The organism is Pseudomonas sp. PDM30 (genome assembly GCF_019218985.1).
In the GTDB taxonomy this organism is placed as follows: domain Bacteria; phylum Pseudomonadota; class Gammaproteobacteria; order Pseudomonadales; family Pseudomonadaceae; genus Aquipseudomonas; species Aquipseudomonas jessenii.
Genome location: NZ_JAHUWM010000010.1, coordinates 110,757 through 132,633, shown reverse-complemented (window position 1 = coordinate 132,633; position 21,877 = coordinate 110,757). Strand labels below are relative to the sequence as shown.

The following is a 21,877-nucleotide window of genomic DNA, read 5'->3' as shown; positions in this document are numbered from 1 at the left end:
CTCATTTCTTGTTTTTGGTGTTGAAATTATCTTGCTGACGCCATGCTAGCGGTGGATCATCTATGCGCATAGATCATGGAGCTAATACAGAATATGCGCAGTACTCATGGTAAAAAATTCGATTTGAATCTCTTGCTAGCGTTCGATGCGCTTCTGAAAGAGCGCAATGTATCTCGAGCAGGAGAGCATCTTGGTTTGACGCAGAGCGCCATGAGCCATGCACTACGACGTCTCCGGGAGTTTTATGAAGACCCCCTCTTCGTCCGTATTGGCGATGCGATGAAGCCGACGCCTTTCGCAGAGGAGATGGGGGATTCAGTTCTGGAGATCGTATCCGCCGTACAGCACAGGCTGTTGGCGCAGGCCAGTTTCAGCCCTATGTCTTCCACCAGGGTCTTCAGCCTTTGTATGACGGATATGGGCGAGTTGGTATTTTTGCCCCGGCTGATTTCAGAACTTCAGAAGGTGGCCCCTCATTGCCGAATACGAACATCGCAACTACCCACCGAGCATATAGCTAACTCACTGGAGAGAGGTGATACAGACCTGGCTATAGGGTCACACTACATCCAGGACCCTAACCTTTTTCAACAAGAACTGTTTAAACACTCTTTTTGCTCTATCGTCAGTACCATGTACCCTGGTAACGAAGTAGACCTTGAACAATTCCTGAGCATGAAACATGTTTCCGTCGTTCTGTCAGACAGTAGTACACGCTACGACCAGTTTATCGACGAATTGGGGCATCAACGAGAAATTTACCTTACAACCCCACACTTTATAACGGTCCCGATGATACTGGAGAAAAACCCGAATCTAATCGCAACCGTGCCCGGTGACCTGGGGCAAACATTCCGACGCTACAATGCGGTCAAGGTAATTAAAACCCCGATCAAGTCCCCCAGCTTGCACCTGCGACAGTATTGGCACCCGCGCCATCATCATGACCCCGGAAATATATGGCTTCGCCAGTTGGTCAAGCTTCTTTTCGACAAGTATATGAGTTGATGGGCGTGATATTGGCGCAACCTAATCATTCCCTCACTTCAATGATTGCGGCAATTTACGAGGATAAACCTACGCTTATTGAATAAGGGAAATGATGAAATTTCACCGCTATGATATTAGAATTTATCGCTATCCAAATATGTGAATAGCGATCGTAAACGCTTCCCCTTAGCTAGAAACAGAGCGTCCACTCAGCTTTTTGGTGGTGTGTGCTTTCTTTAGGATTCGGCGTGCAGAGGAAGCATAAGACATTAAATATGCCGCCGGCCGTTGCGTGGGAACGCGCGATGAAAAATCGCTTGCCCCCCGAAAAAATTTCCGAAGAATATCTGGATATATTATGCCGAGGCGTTACCGAAGCATGTACAAGTTCAGCGGATTGATCGGTCGCACGCGATCGCCCTTAGCATAGACCTAACGAGACTTGATTCTGTCTTTTCCAGCGTACGTGGCGACAGCGACGTCGCCACCTTCATGGGATCAACCAACTCGTGCAATTCCACAGCATCTCGGACGTCAGAGTTGTGCGGCTCCCCTTAAAGATCAGATCACTCCTCTAGCTTTGAATGCCGAGATCTGTCCATCTGAATAGCCCAGTTCCTGCAAAACACTGACACTGTGCTCCCCCAAACCCGGCGAGGGTTTTTCTTCGACCATTTCGGTGTAGGGCATATGCACCGGATGCTTGACGTAGCAGTTTCCCGATTGGGCCGGCACCTCGACAATCATGCCGCGATGTTGCACCTGCGGATCGGCGATTGCCTCGGCGACCGTGTTGATCGGGCTGCAGGGTACGTCGGCCTCCTGAAGCGACTTCATCCAGTACTCACGGCCGCGCTCTTGTAATCTCGAAGTCATCAAGGACTCCAGATGAGCGTGATTCTGCGCGCGCAGCGGACCGTCACGCAGCAGCTGATCATCTATCCACTCAGGTCGCTGCATCGCGATGCACATCCGTTGCCACTGCTCTTCGGTATCAACACAGATGGCAATCGGTTCGTCGGCGGTAGCGAAAGCCTGGAACGGCGCGATCAGCGCGTGGCGACTGCCCAGACGGCGCGGAAGATCACCCACCTGCAGGAAGCGTGCAACAGCGTTTTCCATCATTGCCAGCTGGCAATCGAGCATCGAAATATCGATAAACGCCCCCTTTCCGCCCTCCTGCCCCCTGCCCACCAGCGCTGCCAGCACACCGACGGTGGTGAATAAGCCAGACCCGATATCGCCTAGCGAAATGCCCACGCGTGCAGGTGGTCCGAACTCTTCACCGGTAATGCTCATCATGCCGGACATCGCCTGTGCGACCACGTCAAAAGATGGCAAATGTTTATAAGGGCCATCCTGCCCAAAACCTGAAATTGCGGCGTAAACCAATTGCGGGTTCAACTCACTCACGGCTTCATAACCGAACCCCAATCGTTCCATCGCCCCCGCCCGGTTGTTTTCAATGAACACGTCAGCCGTCGTCAGTAACTGGCGAAGAACAGCTTTGCCCTCCTCCTCTTTCAAGTTCAGCGCGACGCTGCGTTTGTTCCGGTTGACGCTATTGAAGTAGATACTTTCCTCGTCTTTGAACGGCGCAACGCTGCGGGTGTAGTCCCCGCCTTGCGGCCGCTCAATCTTGATGACATCAGCCCCGAGCATCGCGAGCAGCCAAGTTGAATAAGGCCCTGCCAACATATGAGTCGCATCAATTACACGTATACCGCTTAGAGGCCCTTTGTTGGGTATTTCAGATTTAATCGACATGACTTCACCCTGCCCGGCAACTGAGGTTGCCAGCGAACAAATAATATTTAAATTCGAGAAAGCGTCTGTTCATCCAAGCGTCAGAGCTTTCTATTCTCGGAAACGCGACAACATCAGTGTTTCATTACACCGCAAAGTTGTTCTAAAGCCCTTTCCACGCTGGTGGACGTTTTTGCTGAAACGCTGCAACGCCTTCACGAAAATCAGCAGAGTGATAGCAACGCAACAACACATCCTCATCCTCGACACTTGCTACTTGCGCGTCTCGAAGTCGCCGCAACGTAGTTTTGGTGGCCCATAGCGTCAGTGGCGCAAGCTGCACCAAATGCTCCGATACGCGCTCGGCCGCAGCTTCCAACGCGTCTTCGTCCACCAACTCCCTGAACGCCCCGCTTGCCATAAGCGCCGAGGCGTCCAGCAGACGTGCGCTGAACACCATTTCTTTTGTCATTGCTGTGCCGAACAAATCGACAAGACGCTGATAGTTCAGGGCGCTGAGGCAGTTGCCAACCGTTCGTGCAATGGGAAATCCAAATCTGGCTGAACGGCTGATGATGCGCACGTCACAAGCTGCCGCGATAAGTGCCCCCCCACCCACACACGGACCCGCGATGGCGGCAACGGTTGGAAATGTCAGCGCTTCAAGAGAATGGATGAGCGTTTCACTGTGACCTTCGAGTTCAAGAAACTCAGCTGTCGTTTTCGCATCCTCCAGAGCGCCGAAATCTGCCCCCGCCATGAAGGAGGGGCGCGCGCCCGTTGCGCCGGTCAGAACCAGCGCCTTGACTGATGCATCGAGTGTCAGCTCTTGAAAAATCCCGGTCAACGCCTCTTCCATTCCAGGCGACATCGCGTTCAAGGCGTGAGGTCGATTGAAGATGACCCATTCAACACTCCCTCGTCGTAACCGAAAAATTTCGGCGCTCTCTTCGATTTTCATAGTTGAATCCTGTCTGGCCATTTAATAAGTGCTCACAGTTCGACGACCGCTGCCGCCATGCTGGTTTAACTGTTAACCCGTTCCCCGGATTGCAGCAGGTGGCAATCCTGTTCTGGCAGATGCAGCAGTACGACCTGCCCCACCCGATAGTCGACCGTGGGGGGCGTAAAGGCGCGCATCGAAAGGCCAGCGCCGATGTCTACCAATACGTCGCAGTACTCTCCGAGGTACGCGGTGCGCAGCACCGTACCGGGCAGCACATTGGTCACGCCTGAATTTGGCCCAACGATCCGCACTTTGGACGGACGGATACACAGGGTGATCTCTGCACCAGGACCAGCACCACTGCGGTCCATCCCCACCAGTGATTGCTCTCCAAAGCGCAATGTGCCGGCCCCCGTTAACACGCCCTTGATCACGTTATTGCTGCCAATGAACGCAGCGACGAACGCGTTGGCCGGCAGCTCGAAAATCTCTCTCGGCGAACCCAGTTGTTGCACACTGCCTCCATTCATGACCGCCACCTGATTGGCCGTCACCAATGCCTCTCCCTGATCGTGAGTGACGTAGACAGTCGTCAGTCCAAGCAAGTCATGCACTCGACGGATTTCGAAGCGCATTTCTTCCCGAAGGTGGGCATCAAGGTTCGACAGCGGTTCGTCGAGCAATAGAATGCTCGGCTCGACAATAAGAGCTCGCGCCAGCGCCACCCGTTGCTGTTGCCCACCCGACAACTCGGAGGGATAGCGGTCAGCCAAGTGGTCAAGGTGCACAGTCTTCAGGGTTTTAGTGAGCTTTTCTTCCAGCAAAGCACGCGGCACCTTGCGTATCTGCAAGCCAAACGCCACGTTCTCCGCCACGGTTTTGTGCGGCCACACCGCATAGTTTTGAAAGACCAGCGATATATCCCGGCGCTCCGGAGGCACCACGCCCTGCGAGCTGGAAATGACCCGGTCATTGACGCGGATTTCGCCTGCGGTCGGTGCTTCGAAACCGGCTAGCAACTGCAGTGTGGTTGACTTGCCACATCCGGATGGACCAAGCAACGCCAGCAATGTTCCATCCTCCACAGTCAGGTCAATACCTTTTAGCGCCTGGAACTGGCCGAAGCTTTTTTGCAAATTACGGATCTGGATCTGGCTCATTGGGCGACTCCGAGTTCAACACTGGCACGTTTATGTTTCGCCAACTTCACGCTGAGCGTCTGAGCGATCGCCACCACCACCATGGTGACAACCAAAAGTAATACGCTAGCGGCAGCCACCGCCTCGTAATTTCCGCCATCCTTGTAGTTGTAAATCAACGTCGTCATGACGTTAGTGCTGGGTGTTATCAAGAACACCGCAGCTGATAGTTCGCGCATCACTGGGATAAACACCAACAGCCATCCTGAAATCAGTCCGGATCTCATCAGCGGAGCTGTGATACTGATGAATGTCTTCGACTCACTGGCACCCAGGATCCGGGCGACCCGCTCCAGGTCCGGACTGATACCCTTGAGCATTGCCCCGCCATGCGAATAGGCGATAGGCAGGAACGTCGCGACGAACGCCGCAATGATGATCGCCGAGGTCCCGTAAAGACTTAGGGGTGGCTGGGTATAGGCTGCGAAGAAGCCCACCGACAATACAATTCCGGGAATGATGATCGGTAGATTGGTCAACGCCGCAATGATGGTCGTTCCCGCAACCAAGCGGCGCTCGACGATGTAAGCGATCAAAGTGCCGAGCAGTACGCAAAGACTGGCGCCGATGGCGCCATAGGCCAATGAGTTGATAATCGCCGCCTGAGTTTCAGCGTTCTCCAGGACTGCCCATCGATACCAGTGAAACGTCAGATTGCTCAGCGATGGCCCCTGACCCCAGGCTTTGCAGAGAGAAACGACGATCAAGGCGAAGTAAGGCAGGATCACCGCCGTCACCGGGACAATCAGCGCGAACAACAACCCGGCCCAGCGCCACCCTTTCAGATCAATGCTGCGGCCCGCCCGGCTCTTGCCACCGATCATTACAAAACGTCTGCGGCCAAGAATTTTTTTGCGTACCCAGAACAACCCACCGGTGAGCAAAAGGAGCGGCATGCAATACGCTGCCGCCATGTACAACTCGGGCGGGAACAACTGATAGAACTCGGCCAGTTTGGTGGTGACAACCGATGTTCCTGAGGGCGTGAGCAGAAAGGCGGGAACGCCGAACAGGGTCATCCCCTGAATGAAGGACAAAATGAAACCCACGATGACCGAAGGCATCACCATCGGAATGGTCACGCTGAACATTGTGCGTAGTACGCTGGCGCCGAGCGTCGTCGCCGCGTCTTCAAGCTCGACCGCCATTTCATCGAGGGCGCTGGCGACAATGGTGAAGGTATACGGGACGGTATAGATGGCGCAGACAAAGATCGCGCCACCCATCGAGTAGATGTTGAACAGAGCCAAATCGCTGCCCGACATTTGTCGATAGAACGTATTCAGCCAGCCGGCATTAGGTGCCGCAAGTAGAATCCAGCCCAGTGCACCGATGAACGACGGGGTCACGAAAGCCCCCAACGTGAGCATCCTGATGAGTCCCCGGCCGGGCATGTTGGTACGCGCCACCAACCAGGCCAGCGGAACACCCAGCAGCGTTGAGATCGCTGCGGTTGAAAACGCCAGAATAATCGAATTGATAATCGGCTGGAGCATGCCTTTGGCAGTCACCAGACGCACGTAATTGTTCAGCGTCCATTGTTGCGTGGTGTCATCGTGCATGCTGTTGAACAGAATCCAGCCGACCGGTTGCGCAACCAACAAGAACAGCGCCGCCAGAACCACGCTCACTACGGTCCAACGCACCCAAGGTCGGTGTCGTCGAATCTCGGCGCCAACGGTCGCCGAGGAAGTGCCTATCGCAAAAACGCCCATAAAGGGGTCACTCCTGAGTCTGCCGTCGCCAGGCCGCCAGGGCCTGGCGGGTATTGTTTCAACCAATGATGTCCTTCCACTTGGCGATACCTTCAGCGACTTCGGCCGCCAGGTCTTCAGGTGGATTGCGGTACCAGGTTATCTGGGACAGGCTGCGGTCCTCGGCCCATGGAACATCAGTGCGCAATGTCGGCCAGAAATTGGCCGCCAGGATTTGCGAGACTTCAGGGTCATACAAAAAGTCGGAGAACAGCTTCGCCGCGTTCGGGTGCGGAGCTTTCAGTGGAATGGCACTCAAGCCCAGGTTGAGGATGGTGCCGTCGGTTGGGGTAACCACGTTTATCGGGTTGCCAGCCGCTTTCTGCGTCAGCGAATAACTGAATGGCGCACCCAGACCCACGAGGCGCTCGCCTGAAAGAATGTCGGTAACAGTATCCACGTTCGATTGGCCGACCTTGGGGTTCAGCTTTGCCAGTTCTTTGAGGTAATGGTCGCCGTACTTTTTACGGATCGCCACCACCCAGGAAGCAACATCACCGGAGAAGGACGGGCTGCCGACCGTCAGCTTGTTGGCCCATTGAGCGTCCAGTGCAGCCTCCCATGAAGCAGGTGCTGTGGTGACTTTGTCTGACTGATAATTTAGGCTGGTCAGGCTAATGGCGCCGACCTGGAAGGTGTCGTCCTTGTCCAGCCCCTGGAATTCCTGCGGCAGAAACGCCGTACCCGCCGGTTTGTAGGGCATCAATGCGCCGATCTTTTTCAGCTCCAGGTAGTGAAGTATGTTGGTACTGCCCAGCGAGTCGCAGTTGGGCGCATTATTCTGCAGCTCGAGACGTAATCGGGTGTAGATGGTTTGCGATGCCTGACGCAGCAGGTTGACCTTGATCCCAGGGTAGCGACGGGTGAACGCGTCGCGGATGGCTTCGATGGTCCTTTGTTCATAGGACCCCCAGTAAAGGTTGAGTGCACCTTCTTTCTGCGCAGCTGCGTACAGCGATTCGTCGGCAGCGAACGAGGGACGAATCAATCCCGCTGCTAAACCTGCACCCGCGATGCCACTCGCTTGCAAAAATCTGCGCCGTGTAAATTCGACCATATCGCTGCCCCTTCGCCTGTTGCTGCTTGATTATTGTGAGTGGAAAGCAGTGTTTCAGTGGTTCAGTAATCGCCTGTCGTTGCGCCGCCATCGACAATGAGAACTTGCCCGCTCATGTAACTGGCGTCGTCGGAGGCGAGGAACGCCACCACGGAGGCAATTTCTGCAGGTTGTGCGGGCCGGCCCAGTGGCATTCTTGCGATCCAGCGCGCCCTGATCTCCTCTGGAACACTCGCGAGAATAGATGTCTCTACGATCCCGGGGGCTACGGCGTTGACCAATACACCGTGGCGCGCCGCTTCCAGGGCGACGGTGTGAGTCAATCCCACCACGCCCGCCTTCGCCGATGAATAATTCGATTGACCGTAGGTGCCCAGGATCGCAGTGGAAGCGATATTGATGATCCTGCCCCAACCGCGCCCAACCATGGCCGCCAACCCGAATTGACACCCCATCCAGGAGCCACGCAGGTTGACGTCAATCACGGTTTCCCAGTCTTCATCAGTCATCTTCATCAAGGTTCTATCACGCACGATGCCTGCCACGTTCACCAGAATGTCGACGGCTTTGAAGGCTGGCGGCAGATCAACCATGACCGCGGTCCAACTAGCGCGGCTCGAAACGTCGAGAGTGACCGCTGCCGCCTGATAACCCTGGGAGGTCAGTGAGCAAGCCAGTTCGACTGCACCGGGGCCGAGGTCGGCAATGATGACCGCTGCGCCCTCTTGCGCCAGGCGCTGACAGATAGCCGAGCCAATGCCGCCCGCACCGCCCGTGATCAACGCGACATGCCCGTCCAAGCGAGTGTTCATGATTCGCTCCCTGTGCGGCATGCGACCGCAAATACGTCTTCGCCTTCCTGCACCACTTCACCGCTCTGATTGAGCAGGCGCAGCCTGACTCTGACAATGCCCCGCGAAGGGTTTGAATTGCTTTTGCGCAAGTCTTCGATTTCAGCCACGTAATGCAGCGTGTCACCCGCGAAAACCGGTGCGACGAATCGGCGATGGGTCTCAAGAAAGGCAATGATTGCCCAGTCATCAACACTCGAGCGCAGCCCGGTACTCATGGAGTGAGCCAACATGCCATGGGCGATTCGCCGCCCGAAGGGGCCTCGACGCGCAGATTCCTCATCCATATGAATCGGGTTGAAATCCCCAGACAATCCTGCAAACAGGACGATGTGCGCTTCTGTCAGTGTGATGCGCGACGACACCAACGACTGTGTGGCTACCAGGTCGTCAAAGTATTGAGTGGAACTCATGGGTGGCTCCTTGGGCGGAAAACCGGCAACGAGGTGGATGAATCCGTTTCGATGAACGCAACCGAAACGTCCATACCGATGGTGATCTCGTCGAACGCAATGCCGTGAAGTTGCGACAGCATCAGCGGACCTTCTGCTAGCTCGACGAGGGCGCACACATAAGGTGTCTCCAGCCGTGAGTGCCCACGATGGATAACCGAATAGGTAAACAGCGTGCCGCGCCCGCTGACTTGCACCCATTCGGGCTTTATCGCCAGATCGTCCAGGCAATGGTCCCGTGGGTACCACTGCCATGCACCGGACACAGGGTTGCGTTGAACGAGCAAGCGTCCTTCCCGAAGAGCGGCCCACCAGGGTGCCGACATGGCGTCGGTGACAACAGGACTCAAAGTGGTCATATCGCTGGCTCCTCAGACGGTCAAAATGACAGTGGCTGCGGCACAGAACGTTCCGCCCAACCCATGAACCAACGCGACCTCCGCGTCTTTCACCTGCACCCCTGGCCCTTCACCGCGCAACTGCCGGACGCCCTCAATCAAAGCCAGCAGACCGCGCTTGCCCGGATGGTTCGACGCCAGTCCACCACCGTCGGTGTTGCAGGGCAGAGAGCCACTGATGCTCAAATGGCCGTCCGCCACGAACCGCCCGCTTTCGCCCCGAGGACAGAATCCAAGGTCCTCAAGCGCCAACATCGGCGTGATCGTAAAGGCATCGTAGAGCTGCACCACGTCGACATCACCAGGCGTCAACCCGGCCATTTCAAATGCTCGGGGACCAGTACGAGCAGCAGGCGTGATGAGTTCGCGGGACATCTGGCTGATTTGAGTGCGCTGTGTGGCCATGCCAAAGCCGCTCACGCAGACCGGCCGGGCTCGGCAATCAAGGGCTCGTTCCCGGCTGGTCATCACGATAGCGCCGCCGCCGTCCGTCACGACGCAGCAATCGAGCCGGTGCAAAGGTGAAGCGATCATCGAGGAATTGAGCACGTCTTCGACGGTAATCGATTTTCGGCCCAGAAAGGCATCCGGATTTTCAGCCGCGTGTTGCCGGAATGTCACCGCCACCTGAGCTAGCTGCTCTACCGTGGTGCCATAGAGGTGCATATGACGCTGGGCGTACATCGCATACGTAGAAATGAGCGTCGGTGCGAAGGGCAACTCGAATTGACCAGGCCCCGCCGGAAGGACGAAAGGGTCGAATGACGGAGTCTTCAACGGCCACCAGCGCGGTGAGGCGGCGTAACTGATAACCACGACATCCGCCAGCCCGGCAGCAATCGCCACCGCCGCCTGTGCGGTATGCACCAGATAGGAACAACCCCCCACGTCGGTGCTGTCGAACCAGCGCGGCTCAATGCCCAGGTACTCGGCCATTTCGGTAACGCTGTTGACACCGCCCCCCTCGGCCCAGTCGCCGGAAGCCACACATAAGCCGTCTACGTCTCCGAGCGTCAGCCCGGCCTGGGCCAGCGCTGCCTGGATGCATTCCACCTGGATCGCGAAAGGATGGACATTGGGCGCATCCCTTCGTGGTGACTCATAGGCGCCGACAATGGCGGCGCGTTCGGAAACGTTCAAGGCATACTCCTGAAAAGATCGAAAGCCGTGGCCCACAAATTCCATCATCGGGAGGCATGCGAACAAGCAGTTAGAAAACGCCAAATTGGTGCATTTAATGCACCCATTCTTTGGCATAAGACTTGCGTTTGTCGTTAACTCTCGACGCCTGGAGTACCTATGAATAGACGACTGCCGCCGCTACTCGCTGTACGCGCCTTCGAAGGATTCAGTCGTTGTGGAAGCGTGCGGCAGTGCGCCGAAGAACTATCGGTTTCGCATACCGTTATCTCCCGACATATACAGAATCTGGAAGTCGCCGTTGGTACAAAACTGGTCAAGAAATCAGGTCGCGGACTTGAGATGACGCGTGAAGGCCAGCGCTACGCGGCACAGCTTCGACGGGCGCTGGACATCATCGCTGACGCCAGCAGCGATCTGCGTCAAGGCGAAGACGCGCTGCACGTCTGCTGTATGGCTGGCCTCGCGTCCAGGCGGTTGCTGGGAAGACTGGGCGAATTGGAAGAAGCACTCAATGGTCGTGAGCTGACACTTGAACCGACCAGTACACGCCCCGACTTCAGTCGCAATGAAGCGGATGCCGAGATTGTCTATCTGGAGGAGCTCAATCTCGGCGAGGAACTGTGCGCAGAGCTTTTCGCCCGGCCCTTGATTCGTGCAGTGGCCAGCCCCGCGTTTTGCAACCGCTTCGCCGAAGTGACCTGTGCCGAAGATTTGCTGGGTTTGCCATTGATCCATGAGCGTAACACCCAGCGCTGGTCGCAATGGTTCAGCATTGCCGGTGTTACAGATATTCCCAGGTTGCGCGGGCCTCGACTGTGGCACGGTCACCTCACGCTCGAAGCGGCCTGTATGGGCCAGGGTGTGGCACTGGTCAGCGAGCTGCTGGCCGACGAAAAAATTGCCGCTGGCGAGCTCATCGATGTGATGCCGATGACGATTCGTCTAGGCGGGTATTACTTCATCGCCCCCACTCGAAAATGGAACGATCAAGCCATTGTCCGGCTGCGGCAATGGCTGCATTCCGTGTTCCCCGGCGAACTGGAAAAAGGCGACATTTATGCACCAGTCAGGATCCCAACTTCCGCTTCTGCACCGTAATAGTACTTTTCATAAATGAGGAGCCAGGCAATGAACATCCCCCTACCGAATGGCAGACCTTACGAGAAAGCGCTGGTCAAAAGCGAATGGATTGACCTCTATGGCCATATGAATATGGCGTATTACGTCATGCTTCTCGATGATCTGGGCCATCGCATTCTGGAACAGTTCGGGCTGGGTAAAGGGTACACACTTGAGCTTAATTGCGGGCTCTTTACCGTTGAGGCCAATCTGAAATACCTCAGGGAGGTCTGCGCGGGAGATCCACTGCGCGTGGAACTGACGCCCCTGAGCTTCGACGAAAAACGCTTGGTCACTCAGGTGGAGCTTTACCATGACGAACAAAACTATCTCAGTGCGACCATGCGGCAGACGGCGGTGCATGTGAATCTCGACACCCGTAAAGTATGCCCATTTGGCGACGAAGGTCGGCAACGACTGCAAAGGATGATGGACGCATACACCTCCAAAGACTTCGACCTGTCGAGCCGGGTGTCTTCGGATTAGATACCCTGCACGTCTTAGCAAACCAGTGGAATGCATGTATCTTTAACACTGATATTTTACGACAAACCAGCCTGCTCAAGTCAGGCGTAACTGTTCGTTGAAATCAGCTTCAGTTGCATCATCCAGGGAGTCGTGAAACGCATCATGACGCACCCAATCTCGGAAAAGTCGGCGAGTTTTTGGCGTGCTATGGCGAATACGCCACTTAGCTTCGAAAAAACGCGAGATAGGTTTTTTCGTTCCCGCCCAGGCCAGCGAGGAACATTGCTTGAAAGCGAATTTCTCGGCGGCGTAAGGGAACTGGCTTCCTAAGGAGAAGCCTCGACCACTTCGTCAAAATGGCTGTTGGAACATCATCTCCAACAGGAATAAGCAGATCGTGCCGTAAACTCTGTGAATCATCAGATGAACATGGTCAAACTCCCCATGCATCGTGCATCTGGTATAAATCGCGCCACTAAATACAAGTACGGATCGCTAGCATCGAACAGCACCCTGCCCAGGGTGACCTCACTGCGTAATCAGGCCTCCCCTGGTACTGCAAATTGTAATAAGCCGTTACCAGCCCAGTTGCTTGTTAAAACCAAGGGCATCGTAGTAGTCATGCTGCGTGAGAATTTTGCCGTTCTTGAGGTGTATGAAACTAACACCCTTAAAGCTGAGGGGGCGCTGAGTAGCTGGGGTCTCGGCACTCCAGGGGCCGGTATTGGTGCCCTTGAACTCCCATTCAAAGGCAATGCTCTCGCCATTGACAATCGGCTCACCGAACATTTTCCATTCCAAATCCGGCACCGCCTGCATGAACACCTGAATTACTTGGGACTTGGCGTTTTCGCGGCCAACTTGAGGGGTGCCCACCGAGGCATCGAGAAACTCAACGTTATCAGAAAAGTACTCGGCCGCCGCATCCGCATTGTGGGCATTCCAAGCCTTCATATAGTCATGGATCACGCCGAGGGTATCGTTTTGGCCTGCCGCAAAACTTGCATGACTGGCCAGAACCAGAAACAGCCCGAACAGTAGTGAGTGGATTCGAGACGTCATAGCCTTCAACCTTATTGTCAGAAGATCGGTTTGCCTGCCGCGCTTAGTGGCAGGCATTGATGTCAATTAACGGTTTTTCCAGGCATCCGAAGCTGGGGCCTTGCCCTTTTCATAGGGACGAAACAGGGTCATGTATAGGACACCGACAAGGATGACGATGGCACCGACAAGTGCGATGCCGTAGTTCAAATACCAAGGCGCATCCGGGGTACGCGGCCAGGACATATTGATGATCGCGAACATGCCGTAGCAGAGGGCAGCAATGTTCACGATCCAACCCCAACGTCCCATGGTGAACTGGCCCTTGGGTTTCCACCCACGGATACGGGCATACAGCGCACCGCCAACAATCATCTGGAACGCCAGGTAGATACCGATGGCGGCAAAGCTCACCACCAGAGCAATAGCGTTCTGAAGGTAGAAGCCCACACACACAATGATCGCAGGCAGCACGCCACACACCACCAGAGCTGCGGTCGGGACGTGTGTCGTAGGCGAGAGTTTTTTCAGCATATTACTGCCCATGAGCATTTCGTCTCGAGCATAGGCATAGAGCAGACGACTGGCGGATGCCTGCAAACTCAGCACGCAGGAAACGAACGAAACCGTAATGACCGCCATAACTACCCGAGAGCCCACAGGACCGAACGCGCTGCCGAATATGGTCGACATCGGGTCTTTGTCTTGCCCGGAAATGACCGCAGCCATATCTGGAACTGCAAGGATCAACGCCAGGGCCGCAAAGATCGAGGCGGCGCCGCCGATCCAGATAGTCATCCGCATCGCCTTTGGAACCTGGCGGCTAGGATTTGGGGTTTCCTCGGCAACATCGCCGCAAGCTTCAAAGCCGTAGTAGAGAAACATCCCCGCCAATGAGGCCGTGAGAAACGCAGGCCAATAGGCCCCATCAATGGAAATATCAAAAGTATTGAACAATACGCTCAAAGGCTGGTGGCGCTCGAAGATCAGCAGGTATCCACCGATAAACAAAGCCCCGACTAGTTCGCAGAGAAAACCGAACATCGCCACCCGCGCCAATAGTTTGGTACCACTGAGATTCAAGACCGTCGCCACCGCCGTCAAAAATAGCGCGACCAACGTGTTAGTTACCGGCGACGACTCGAAACCTAGAAGGTTTGCGATGTAGGGGCCAGCCCCCAGCGCGACGGCGGCAATGGTGACACATAGGGAGATGGCATAAATCCACCCGACCATCCATGCCCACTTCTTGCCAACCAGACGACGGGCCCAAGGATAGACGCCGCCGGAAATCGGGTACTGAGATACCACTTCGCAAAAAATCAGACACACCAGCATCTGGCCGAACCCCACCAGCAGGTAGGACCAGAACATCGGTGGCCCGCCGGCGGCCAAGCACAGGCCGAACAAGGTGTAGACCCCTACTACCGGGGACAGATAGGTGAATCCAAGGGCAAAGTTCTGCCACAGACTCATACTACGTTCGAAATTTGAGGTGTACCCAAGGGCACGGAGTTGCTCCGCGTCTTGATCTACAGCTACCTTGGAGCTAATTGAGCTGTTCATTGCAACATCCTTCAAAAAGGAATTTGTTTTAATAGGCGTTGATCGGACGGTGCCATCCCATCCGTTGCGCGATTAACCATAGTTGACTCAGAGTTGTATCCAGGTGGCCTTAATCTCCGTGTACTTATCAAAGGCATGCAGAGATTTGTCACGACCATTACCGGACTGTTTAAAGCCGCCGAACGGCGCCATCATGTCACCGCCGTCATAAAGATTGACCCAAACACTGCCTGCACGAAGTGCGCGGGAAATGTTGTGGGCTCGAGACAGGTCAGACGTCCAGACAGCTGCGGCCAGACCGTAAGGGGTGTCATTGGCGATGCGTACAGCATCTTCTGCTTCGTCGAATTCGATGACTGACAGTACGGGACCGAATATTTCTTCCCGGGCGATTTTCATCGAGTTGCTGACGTTGTCGAACAGGGTTGGCTCTACATAACTGCCACCGGCCTCTACCCGTGCAACGCGCCCCCCGAGCAAGAGCCGCGCACCTTGCGCTTGACCTTCTTCGATGTACTGCATCACCCCATCCAGATGACGGCCATCAACCATTGCGCCGACGTTGGTATCAGGGTCGAGAGGATGCCCCGGCTTCCAGCCCTTCATGGCCTCGACAACCATCGGTACAAAACGCTCTTTGATCGATGCCTGCACCAGCAAACGTGAACCGGCAGTGCAAACCTCACCTTGGTTGAAGGCGATGGCTGCCGCTGCTGCTTCGGCCGCCACCTGCAGATCGGGAGCATCAGCAAATACTATGTTGGGACTTTTGCCGCCGGCCTCGAGCCAGACCCGCTTCATATTCGACTCACCCGCATAAACCAGTAGTTGCTTGGCCACTTGGGTCGACCCGGTAAACGCCAAAGTATCAACATCACCGTGCAGGGCCAACGCCTTGCCCACGGTGTGGCCATAGCCCGGCAGAACATTGAGCACACCCGCTGGAAGACCCGCCTCCAGAGCAAGCTGTGCGATGCGGATAGCCGTCAGCGGAGAACGCTCCGAGGGTTTGAGGACAACTGAGTTACCGGCAGCCAGCGCCGGCCCCAACTTCCAAGACGCCATCATCAGTGGGAAATTCCACGGCACGATAGTCGCAACCACCCCAACCGGCTCCCGGGTAACCAGCCCGAGCTGATCAACCGAGGTCGCTGCCACCTCATCGTAGATTTTGTCTATTGCCTCACCGCACCAACGGATACTGTCAATGCTCCCCGGAAGGTCGACCGAAAGCGAATCGGAAATCGGCTTGCCCATGTCCAATGTTTCCAGCAGAGCCAGCTCTTCGGAATGGGCCTGCAACAATTCGGAAAAACGCACCATCACTGCCTTGCGCATTGCAGGTGCTTGGCGTGACCAGACACCAGACTCGAACGCAGACCGGGCACTGGCTACCGCCAAATTCGCATCCGCCGCATCGCAACTGGCGACCAAGGCAAGCACACGCCCGTCGATAGGACTAATGCACTCAAAGGTTGCACCTGAGCTGGCCGACACATATTTGCCATTGATGAAGGCTCGCCCCTCGATGCTCAGCGCCTTGGCTCTGGCTTCCCACTCTGATCGGGTCAACTGACTCATGGTTAAAACTGCTCCTGGGTTCGGATGGATGCGATCTCAAATCGCCTTAAACATATGGAACCATATCTTTTAACCCTTGAGAACCCCGGAAAAGCTAATGCGATGTGATTTTTTTGACTTTTTATGCGTTAAAACTCTAGAATCCCCCCACAAACACGTACAAAAATAATATTAAATATGAAATAGAATTTTAAAAGAAACACACATCCGGACGCGCTTGACGCTATATCGGACTATTGCCACAGGCGTAAAACGGCGCCGCCCATGAATGAATCAACCATGAGCCCTACTTCAAGCCTCATACGCCTTAACCAAGAAGGTAAAACGGAGTCTGTTACCCGTCGCCTGATAGAAATGATCGATCTGGGGTTGTTCACAGAAGGCGAACAGCTCCCCAATGAAAGTGCCCTGGCCACCCAACTCGGCGTTGCCACGGTTACGCTGAGGGACGCGCTGGCGGGCTTGCGAGAGCGCGGGGTTATCGAAACCCGGCGTGGACGCAGCGGAGGGAGCTTCATCTGCGCCGCGCCGCAAACCTCAGATCAGTCACTGTTCGATCAACTACGTGAATTCAGCACGCTTGAACTCCGTGACCTCGCCGATGAACACGCTGCCATTTCAGGCGCCGCCGCCCGACTGGCGGCTCAGCGCACTGGACCTGAGCAACATGCAAGACTGAGCAGCCTTGTCGACGCCCTAGCCAACGCTCAAGAGCGGCGAGAGCGACGCCGAGCAGACGCCAGATTCCATATCGAAATAGCCGTGGCAGCACAGTCTGTGCGCCTGACTCACAGCGAAGCGCGTCTGCAGGCGGAGCTTGGGGAACTGCTATGGCTGCCGTTTGCCGGCCAACCAGACCCTCAGGCCATCGAGCGGGAGCATAGAGCTATCCTGGAAGCCATCGTAGCGAACGATGCCAATCTGGCCGGCGCACTGGCAGAAGCACATGTAACACGAGGCGTTCGCCGCCTAAGCACCTTACGACTACAACAAATGGCAGAAGGCGACTAATGAATGGAACGAAACTTGCTGAATTATTCGCTCGCTATGCAGCTCGGTGTCGCATACCCCGTCGACTGCAGGCACCGAATTGTCTTCTCTGAGTCATGAGGTAGAGCCATGGCTAACGAAATGTCAGCAAACGAGCTGTCCCAATGTGCCACGTTAATCAATGCTTCCGTAAGTAACGTATTCAAGGGGCTCAACGATATGAGCGCCGCGGTATTGAGCATTTGGGAGCATACGTGTAGCAAAAAGGAGCGCCCCTGCCAAGGCGACCTGAAGCCATTGCTGCCGATTATTCGACAAATCCTGAACTCGGAAAACCTCAAGTTTCATGGTGCCGGCGTGGTATTCGCTCCTGGTGAGCTGGAAGGCCGCGAAATGCATCTGGAATGGTGGTGCCGAACCCAAAAAGAAGAAATTAAGCCTCTGACGCTGAACTTTAATAGCCGTAGCGAACGTTTTTACGATTACCTGCACATGCCTTGGTACACCCTCCCCCAGCAAACCCGGCAGCCCTCCATAGACGGCCCGTTTGTGGATTTGTACGGCACGGAGCAGTACATCATTGCGTTCTCGGTTCCTATTTTTTTCGCAGATCGCTTCATTGGTGTAGCTGCTGCCGATATTTCTCTGCACTCCTTGGAGCCCTTGCTCGTGCGCAGCCTTATGCGAGTCAGTAATGAGGCGTTGTTACTCAACGCCGAAGGTAGGGTGCTGGCGGCTAACACACCGAGTTGGCTGGCCGGTGATTTGATCCGAGGCACCCTGAGTCTGGACAAAGAACAGGGTCGCGTCCTGAGCCTTATCGACACATCGTCATATTGGAGAGTCGTAGAGCGGCCTGTCCCAAGGTTTTGATCAAGACTCCATCTTGGTTTGAGAAACCAAATCTAAACCCAGGCGCATCAGGAAAAGTCCTATCGAATGAAAGCTCCTGCCATGGATGGCTGGAGGTCGCCATGCACTCCGCTACCGAAAGTGGCCCCCATTCTAGCCGCCTATTCCATCAGGCAATTGCACAAAAATCATCTCAACCGAGTTGACGAAGCTGTGCACTCTCACCGCGACACTGGAAGATCACAACCTTTAGAAGGAGCCGCAGTGGGTCGCACAGCCACTGGGTTCTTCACGAAGTCCGTGAACGACTGAAACAAGTACTTTGACGCCTCATTCCACACGTTTCCTGCCTGTCGAGCCCGACTAAAACCCGCGTTGCGGTCAGATCACTTTTCGAAATTTGGAGCTAGAGGGGACGCACTCAAATAGAGGCGGCTGTAGTGGAAATGAATACAGCTTTTGACCTGGAGGTTAGCCAGCACCCGGAACAACAGGCCGACCTAGAGACATTGTGAGCCGGATTCGTTGGTCAACTCAAACCGATTAATTAAAAAGATATAAATCATGGTTATCAAACAGAGGGTGTACGGCTACCGGGACAGCGAGCTCTTTTTCATGAAGATCAAGCGCGCCTTTCCCGGTAATCCGTGAAGAATCATTTTTACTCACGAAACTAAAATGGTGGCGCGACCAGTACTCGGGCCGCGCCGATGATCGATACACCTTCATGACACCGAGACGCGCTATCAGGAGTTGTGTGTGTAGCCCTCCCACTGATGCCACATGCTTTGGTTGACACCCAGACCAAACCAACGGTCAGTGTCGTCGAGTGCACGGCTGAATGTATCAACCACAAACTGTATTTCTTCTGTCGTGGATATCAGTGGTGGACAGAATGCGATCGAGTCTCCCATCGCCCTTGTGATCATGCCGTACTCCTGCGCACGTCCCGCCAGGTAGCGCCCCAGCTTCCCAACCGTATCCAGCGGCTCCTTTGTCCGACGATCCGCAACGAGCTCCACAGCGGCGATCAGTCCACAGCCCCTGACCTCCCCTACCAACGGATGATCAGCAAATTGAGCCAGTCCGGCCTGAAGTTGTTCGCCCAACTCGCAGGCGCGCTCGATAAGCCGATCTTCCTGGATGATTTTTATGTTTTCCAGCGCAACTGCAGTCGCAACCGGGTGGCCGCTGCCGGTGAAGCCATGGCCCAGAGTACCGAAGGTGTGGCTCTGATCGGCGATCCCCTCGAAGACCTTATCGTTGATCAGGACTGCCGCGATCGGTTGATACGAAGAAGATAGTTGCTTGGAAACCACCATGACATCCGGCTTGATGCCGAAGGTTTCGCAGCCAAACATTTTACCGGTACGACCAAAGCCGCAAATCACTTCATCCGCAACGACCAGCACGTCATATTTGCGGCACACCGCTTGAACCTTGTCCCAATACGTGCGCGGAGGCACGATCACGCCGCCCGCCCCCATCAGCGGTTCGCCGTAAAAAGCGGCTACGGTTTCCGGGCCCTCCCGGAGAATGACATCTTCGAGTTCGGTTGCCAGGCGATCAGCAAATTGTTCCTCGGTCTCGCCAGGTTTGGCATTGCGATAGTGGTGCGGACAGGCAACGTGAAAGAAGCCCGGCAGCGGCACGTCAAAACCACGTTGGTTCACCTGCAGCCCGGTTAAACTGGCGCTGACAGCAGTAATGCCGTGATACGCATTATGACGGCTGATGAACTTCTTTTTGCCAGGCTTGCCGATGGCATTGTTGCGATACCAGATCATCTTGACGACGGTGTCGTTGGCTTCAGAGCCTGAGTTAGTGAAGAAGACTTTGCTCATCGGCACCGGGGCGAGTTCGATCAGCTTCTCGGCCAATTCGATACTGGGTGTGTGAGCCTTGTGGCTGAAGAGGTGATAAAAGGGCAGTTTGCGTAGCTGTTGCTCTGCCGCCTTGATCAGACGCTCATTACTGAAACCCAGCGCCACACTCCAAAGACCCGACATCGCTTCAAGATAACGCTTGCCCTGATTGTCATAGACGTAAACGCCTTCGCCACGCTCGATAATCAGCGGGCCTACTTCCTGGTGCAGTCGCGCATCCGTGTAGGGGTGCAGTTGATGCTGAACATCCTTTTCGGCGAGCGAAAGATTCGAGCGATTCATGTTAAGGAACTCCGGGGAATGACAGCCATATGGCATTGTTACAGGCTTTGGTGGGTGTTCATTTCCACCACACTTGACGCTTGATGAATGTCCGCCGTAATTACACGCCGATACAGAGGTATTTGATTTCCAAGTAGTCCTCAATGCCGTACTTGGAGCCTTCACGGCCCAGCCCCGAAGCCTTGATGCCACCGAACGGCGCGACTTCGTTGGAGATGATCCCGGTGTTGACGCCGACAATGCCGTATTCCAGTGCTTCGCCCACACGGAACACCCGGCTCAAGTCGCGAGCATAGAAGTAGGACGCCAGACCGAATTCGGTATCGTTGGCCATGGCGATCACATCGGCTTCATCCTTGAAGCGGAACAGCGGTGCCAGCGGACCGAAAGTTTCTTCCTTGGCAACGGCGGCGTTGCGCGGAACATCAACCAGCACGGTCGGCTCGAAGAAGGTCCCGCCCAGGGCATGCGGCTTGCCGCCGGCAACCACGCGAGCGCCTTTGCTCACAGCGTCTTCAATTTGCTCCTGAACCTTGGCCATGGCTTTGGCATCGATCAGGGGGCCAGTGGTGATGCCGCTTTCCAGGCCATTACCGATGTTCAGCTTGGCCACCGCCGCGGTGAGTTTTTCGACGAAGGCGTCGTAGATGCCGTCCTGGATATACAGACGGTTGGCGCAGACGCAGGTCTGGCCGTTGTTGCGGTACTTCGAGATCAACGCCCCCTCGATAGCGGCGTCCAGGTCGGCGTCATCGAAGACGATGAAGGGTGCATTGCCGCCCAGTTCCAGCGACACCTTCTTGATGTCCTTGGCGCACTCGATCATCAGCTGGCGACCGATTTCGGTGGAGCCGGTGAAGGTCAGCTTGCGCACGAGCGGGTTACCGGTCAGCTCGCTGCCGACTTCGCCGGCACTGCCGGTGACCACGCTGAACACGCCTTTCGGAATGCCGGCGCGCTCGGCCAGCTCGGCCAAGGCCAGGGCCGAGTAAGGCGTTTGCGAGGCCGGCTTGAGGACCATGGTGCAGCCGGCGGCCAGGGCCGGACCGGCCTTGCGGGTGATCATCGCCGAAGGGAAGTTCCACGGAGTGATGGCGGCGGTGACACCGATCGGCTGCTTGAGCACCATCAGGCGCTTGTCGACCTGGTGACCGGGGATCATGTCGCCATATACGCGCTTGGCCTCTTCGCCGAACCACTCCAGAAAGGAAGCGGCATAAGCGATTTCGCCACGGGACTCGGTTAGTGGCTTGCCTTGCTCCAGGGTCATCAGGCGGGCCAGGTCTTCCTGGTTGGCCATCATCAGGTCGAACCACTTGCGAAGCTTGTTGGCGCGCTCCTTGGCGGTCAGGGCGCGCCAGGCCGGTAGCGCCTTGTCAGCGGCTTCAATGGCACGACAGGTTTCGGTCGCCCCCATCTTCGGCACGCTGCCAATGATTTCACCAGTGGCCGGGTTGTTGACCATGAGGGTCTGGCCATTGTCAGCATCTGCCCAGGCACCGTCGATATAGGCTTGCTGGCGAAACAGTTTCTGATCGTTGAGTTGCACGCGAAAT

Annotated in this window: 19 protein-coding genes; 5 read left to right on the top strand and 14 right to left on the bottom strand. The window is 55.6% G+C overall.

All coding sequences use genetic code 11. From position 1 onward, the window contains the following. The first annotated feature begins 93 nt into the window (after positions 1-93). Positions 94-1,008: a LysR family transcriptional regulator gene (locus KW840_RS22380; RefSeq protein ID WP_218497868.1), complete on the top strand. Its 915-nt coding sequence runs from the start codon at positions 94-96 to the stop codon at positions 1,006-1,008. Positions 1,009-1,551: 543 nt separating this feature from the next. Here the strand turns inward: KW840_RS22380 and KW840_RS22375 are convergent. The 9 genes from KW840_RS22375 to KW840_RS22335 form a co-directional block, all read right to left on the bottom strand. Continuing rightward, positions 1,552-2,757: a CaiB/BaiF CoA-transferase family protein gene (locus KW840_RS22375; RefSeq protein ID WP_218497867.1), complete on the bottom strand. Its 1,206-nt coding sequence runs from the start codon at positions 2,755-2,757 to the stop codon at positions 1,552-1,554. A gap of 142 nt (positions 2,758-2,899) precedes the next feature. Then, entirely contained in the window at positions 2,900-3,697 is a 798-nt protein-coding gene (locus tag KW840_RS22370; protein ID WP_218497866.1) for an enoyl-CoA hydratase, read from the bottom strand. Positions 3,698-3,762: 65 nt separating this feature from the next. Further along, positions 3,763-4,842 carry an ABC transporter ATP-binding protein gene (locus KW840_RS22365; protein ID WP_218497865.1) on the bottom strand — a complete coding sequence of 360 codons (1,080 nt, stop codon included), beginning with the start codon at positions 4,840-4,842 and terminating at the stop codon, positions 3,763-3,765. Continuing rightward, entirely contained in the window at positions 4,839-6,596 is a 1,758-nt protein-coding gene (locus KW840_RS22360) for an iron ABC transporter permease (RefSeq protein ID WP_056723326.1), read from the bottom strand. The genes KW840_RS22365 and KW840_RS22360 overlap by 4 nt, the downstream gene beginning before the upstream one ends. A 58-nt stretch (positions 6,597-6,654) precedes the next feature. Continuing rightward, a complete protein-coding gene (locus KW840_RS22355; protein ID WP_218497864.1) occupies positions 6,655-7,692 on the bottom strand; it encodes an extracellular solute-binding protein in 1,038 nt (345 codons plus the stop codon). Between the two features lie 62 nt (positions 7,693-7,754). Next, the gene (locus KW840_RS22350) at positions 7,755-8,504 is read right to left on the bottom strand and encodes an SDR family oxidoreductase (RefSeq protein WP_201783879.1); all 750 of its coding nucleotides are present in this window, start codon (positions 8,502-8,504) and stop codon (positions 7,755-7,757) included. Next, on the bottom strand, positions 8,501-8,956 hold the full coding sequence (locus tag KW840_RS22345) for a MaoC/PaaZ C-terminal domain-containing protein (protein WP_056723330.1): 456 nt from the start codon (positions 8,954-8,956) through the stop codon (positions 8,501-8,503). The genes KW840_RS22350 and KW840_RS22345 overlap by 4 nt, the downstream gene beginning before the upstream one ends. Further along, the gene (locus KW840_RS22340) at positions 8,953-9,354 is read right to left on the bottom strand and encodes a Zn-ribbon domain-containing OB-fold protein (RefSeq protein WP_056723331.1); all 402 of its coding nucleotides are present in this window, start codon (positions 9,352-9,354) and stop codon (positions 8,953-8,955) included. Before KW840_RS22340 ends, KW840_RS22345 begins: the two co-directional genes overlap by 4 nt. A gap of 12 nt (positions 9,355-9,366) precedes the next feature. Beyond that, entirely contained in the window at positions 9,367-10,533 is a 1,167-nt protein-coding gene (locus KW840_RS22335) for a hypothetical protein (protein ID WP_056723426.1), read from the bottom strand. A gap of 159 nt (positions 10,534-10,692) precedes the next feature. Between KW840_RS22335 and KW840_RS22330 the strand changes: the two genes are divergently transcribed. Together KW840_RS22330 and KW840_RS22325 are read left to right on the top strand one after the other, a co-directional pair. Next, positions 10,693-11,634, top strand: a complete 942-nt coding sequence (locus tag KW840_RS22330; protein WP_082562923.1) for a LysR family transcriptional regulator — start codon at positions 10,693-10,695, stop codon at positions 11,632-11,634. A gap of 30 nt (positions 11,635-11,664) precedes the next feature. Beyond that, positions 11,665-12,141, top strand: a complete 477-nt coding sequence (locus KW840_RS22325; RefSeq protein ID WP_056723333.1) for a thioesterase family protein — start codon at positions 11,665-11,667, stop codon at positions 12,139-12,141. Positions 12,142-12,699: 558 nt separating this feature from the next. On the opposite strand, the gene KW840_RS22315 is transcribed toward KW840_RS22325, so the two are convergent. From KW840_RS22315 to KW840_RS22305, 3 genes are all read right to left on the bottom strand, one after another. Then, entirely contained in the window at positions 12,700-13,185 is a 486-nt protein-coding gene (locus tag KW840_RS22315) for an ester cyclase (protein WP_056723429.1), read from the bottom strand. A gap of 66 nt (positions 13,186-13,251) precedes the next feature. Beyond that, complete coding sequence (locus KW840_RS22310; RefSeq protein WP_056723338.1) at positions 13,252-14,730, bottom strand: APC family permease; 1,479 nt, start codon at positions 14,728-14,730, stop codon at positions 13,252-13,254. A gap of 87 nt (positions 14,731-14,817) precedes the next feature. Next, positions 14,818-16,311: an aldehyde dehydrogenase gene (locus tag KW840_RS22305; RefSeq protein ID WP_056723341.1), complete on the bottom strand. Its 1,494-nt coding sequence runs from the start codon at positions 16,309-16,311 to the stop codon at positions 14,818-14,820. A gap of 279 nt (positions 16,312-16,590) precedes the next feature. Here KW840_RS22305 and KW840_RS22300 point away from each other — a divergent pair, with 279 nt between their 5' ends. Beyond that, on the top strand, positions 16,591-17,322 hold the full coding sequence (locus KW840_RS22300) for a FadR/GntR family transcriptional regulator (RefSeq protein WP_056723343.1): 732 nt from the start codon (positions 16,591-16,593) through the stop codon (positions 17,320-17,322). Positions 17,323-17,430: 108 nt separating this feature from the next. Beyond that, positions 17,431-18,174 carry a histidine kinase gene (locus KW840_RS22295; RefSeq protein ID WP_056723344.1) on the top strand — a complete coding sequence of 248 codons (744 nt, stop codon included), beginning with the start codon at positions 17,431-17,433 and terminating at the stop codon, positions 18,172-18,174. 725 nt (positions 18,175-18,899) lie between these two features. Here the strand turns inward: KW840_RS22295 and KW840_RS22290 are convergent. Continuing rightward, positions 18,900-20,321, bottom strand: a complete 1,422-nt coding sequence (locus KW840_RS22290; RefSeq protein WP_056723346.1) for an aspartate aminotransferase family protein — start codon at positions 20,319-20,321, stop codon at positions 18,900-18,902. Positions 20,322-20,421: 100 nt separating this feature from the next. Next, the gene (gabD, locus tag KW840_RS22285) at positions 20,422-21,870 is read right to left on the bottom strand and encodes an NADP-dependent succinate-semialdehyde dehydrogenase (protein ID WP_056723348.1); all 1,449 of its coding nucleotides are present in this window, start codon (positions 21,868-21,870) and stop codon (positions 20,422-20,424) included. Positions 21,871-21,877 lie beyond the last annotated feature (7 nt).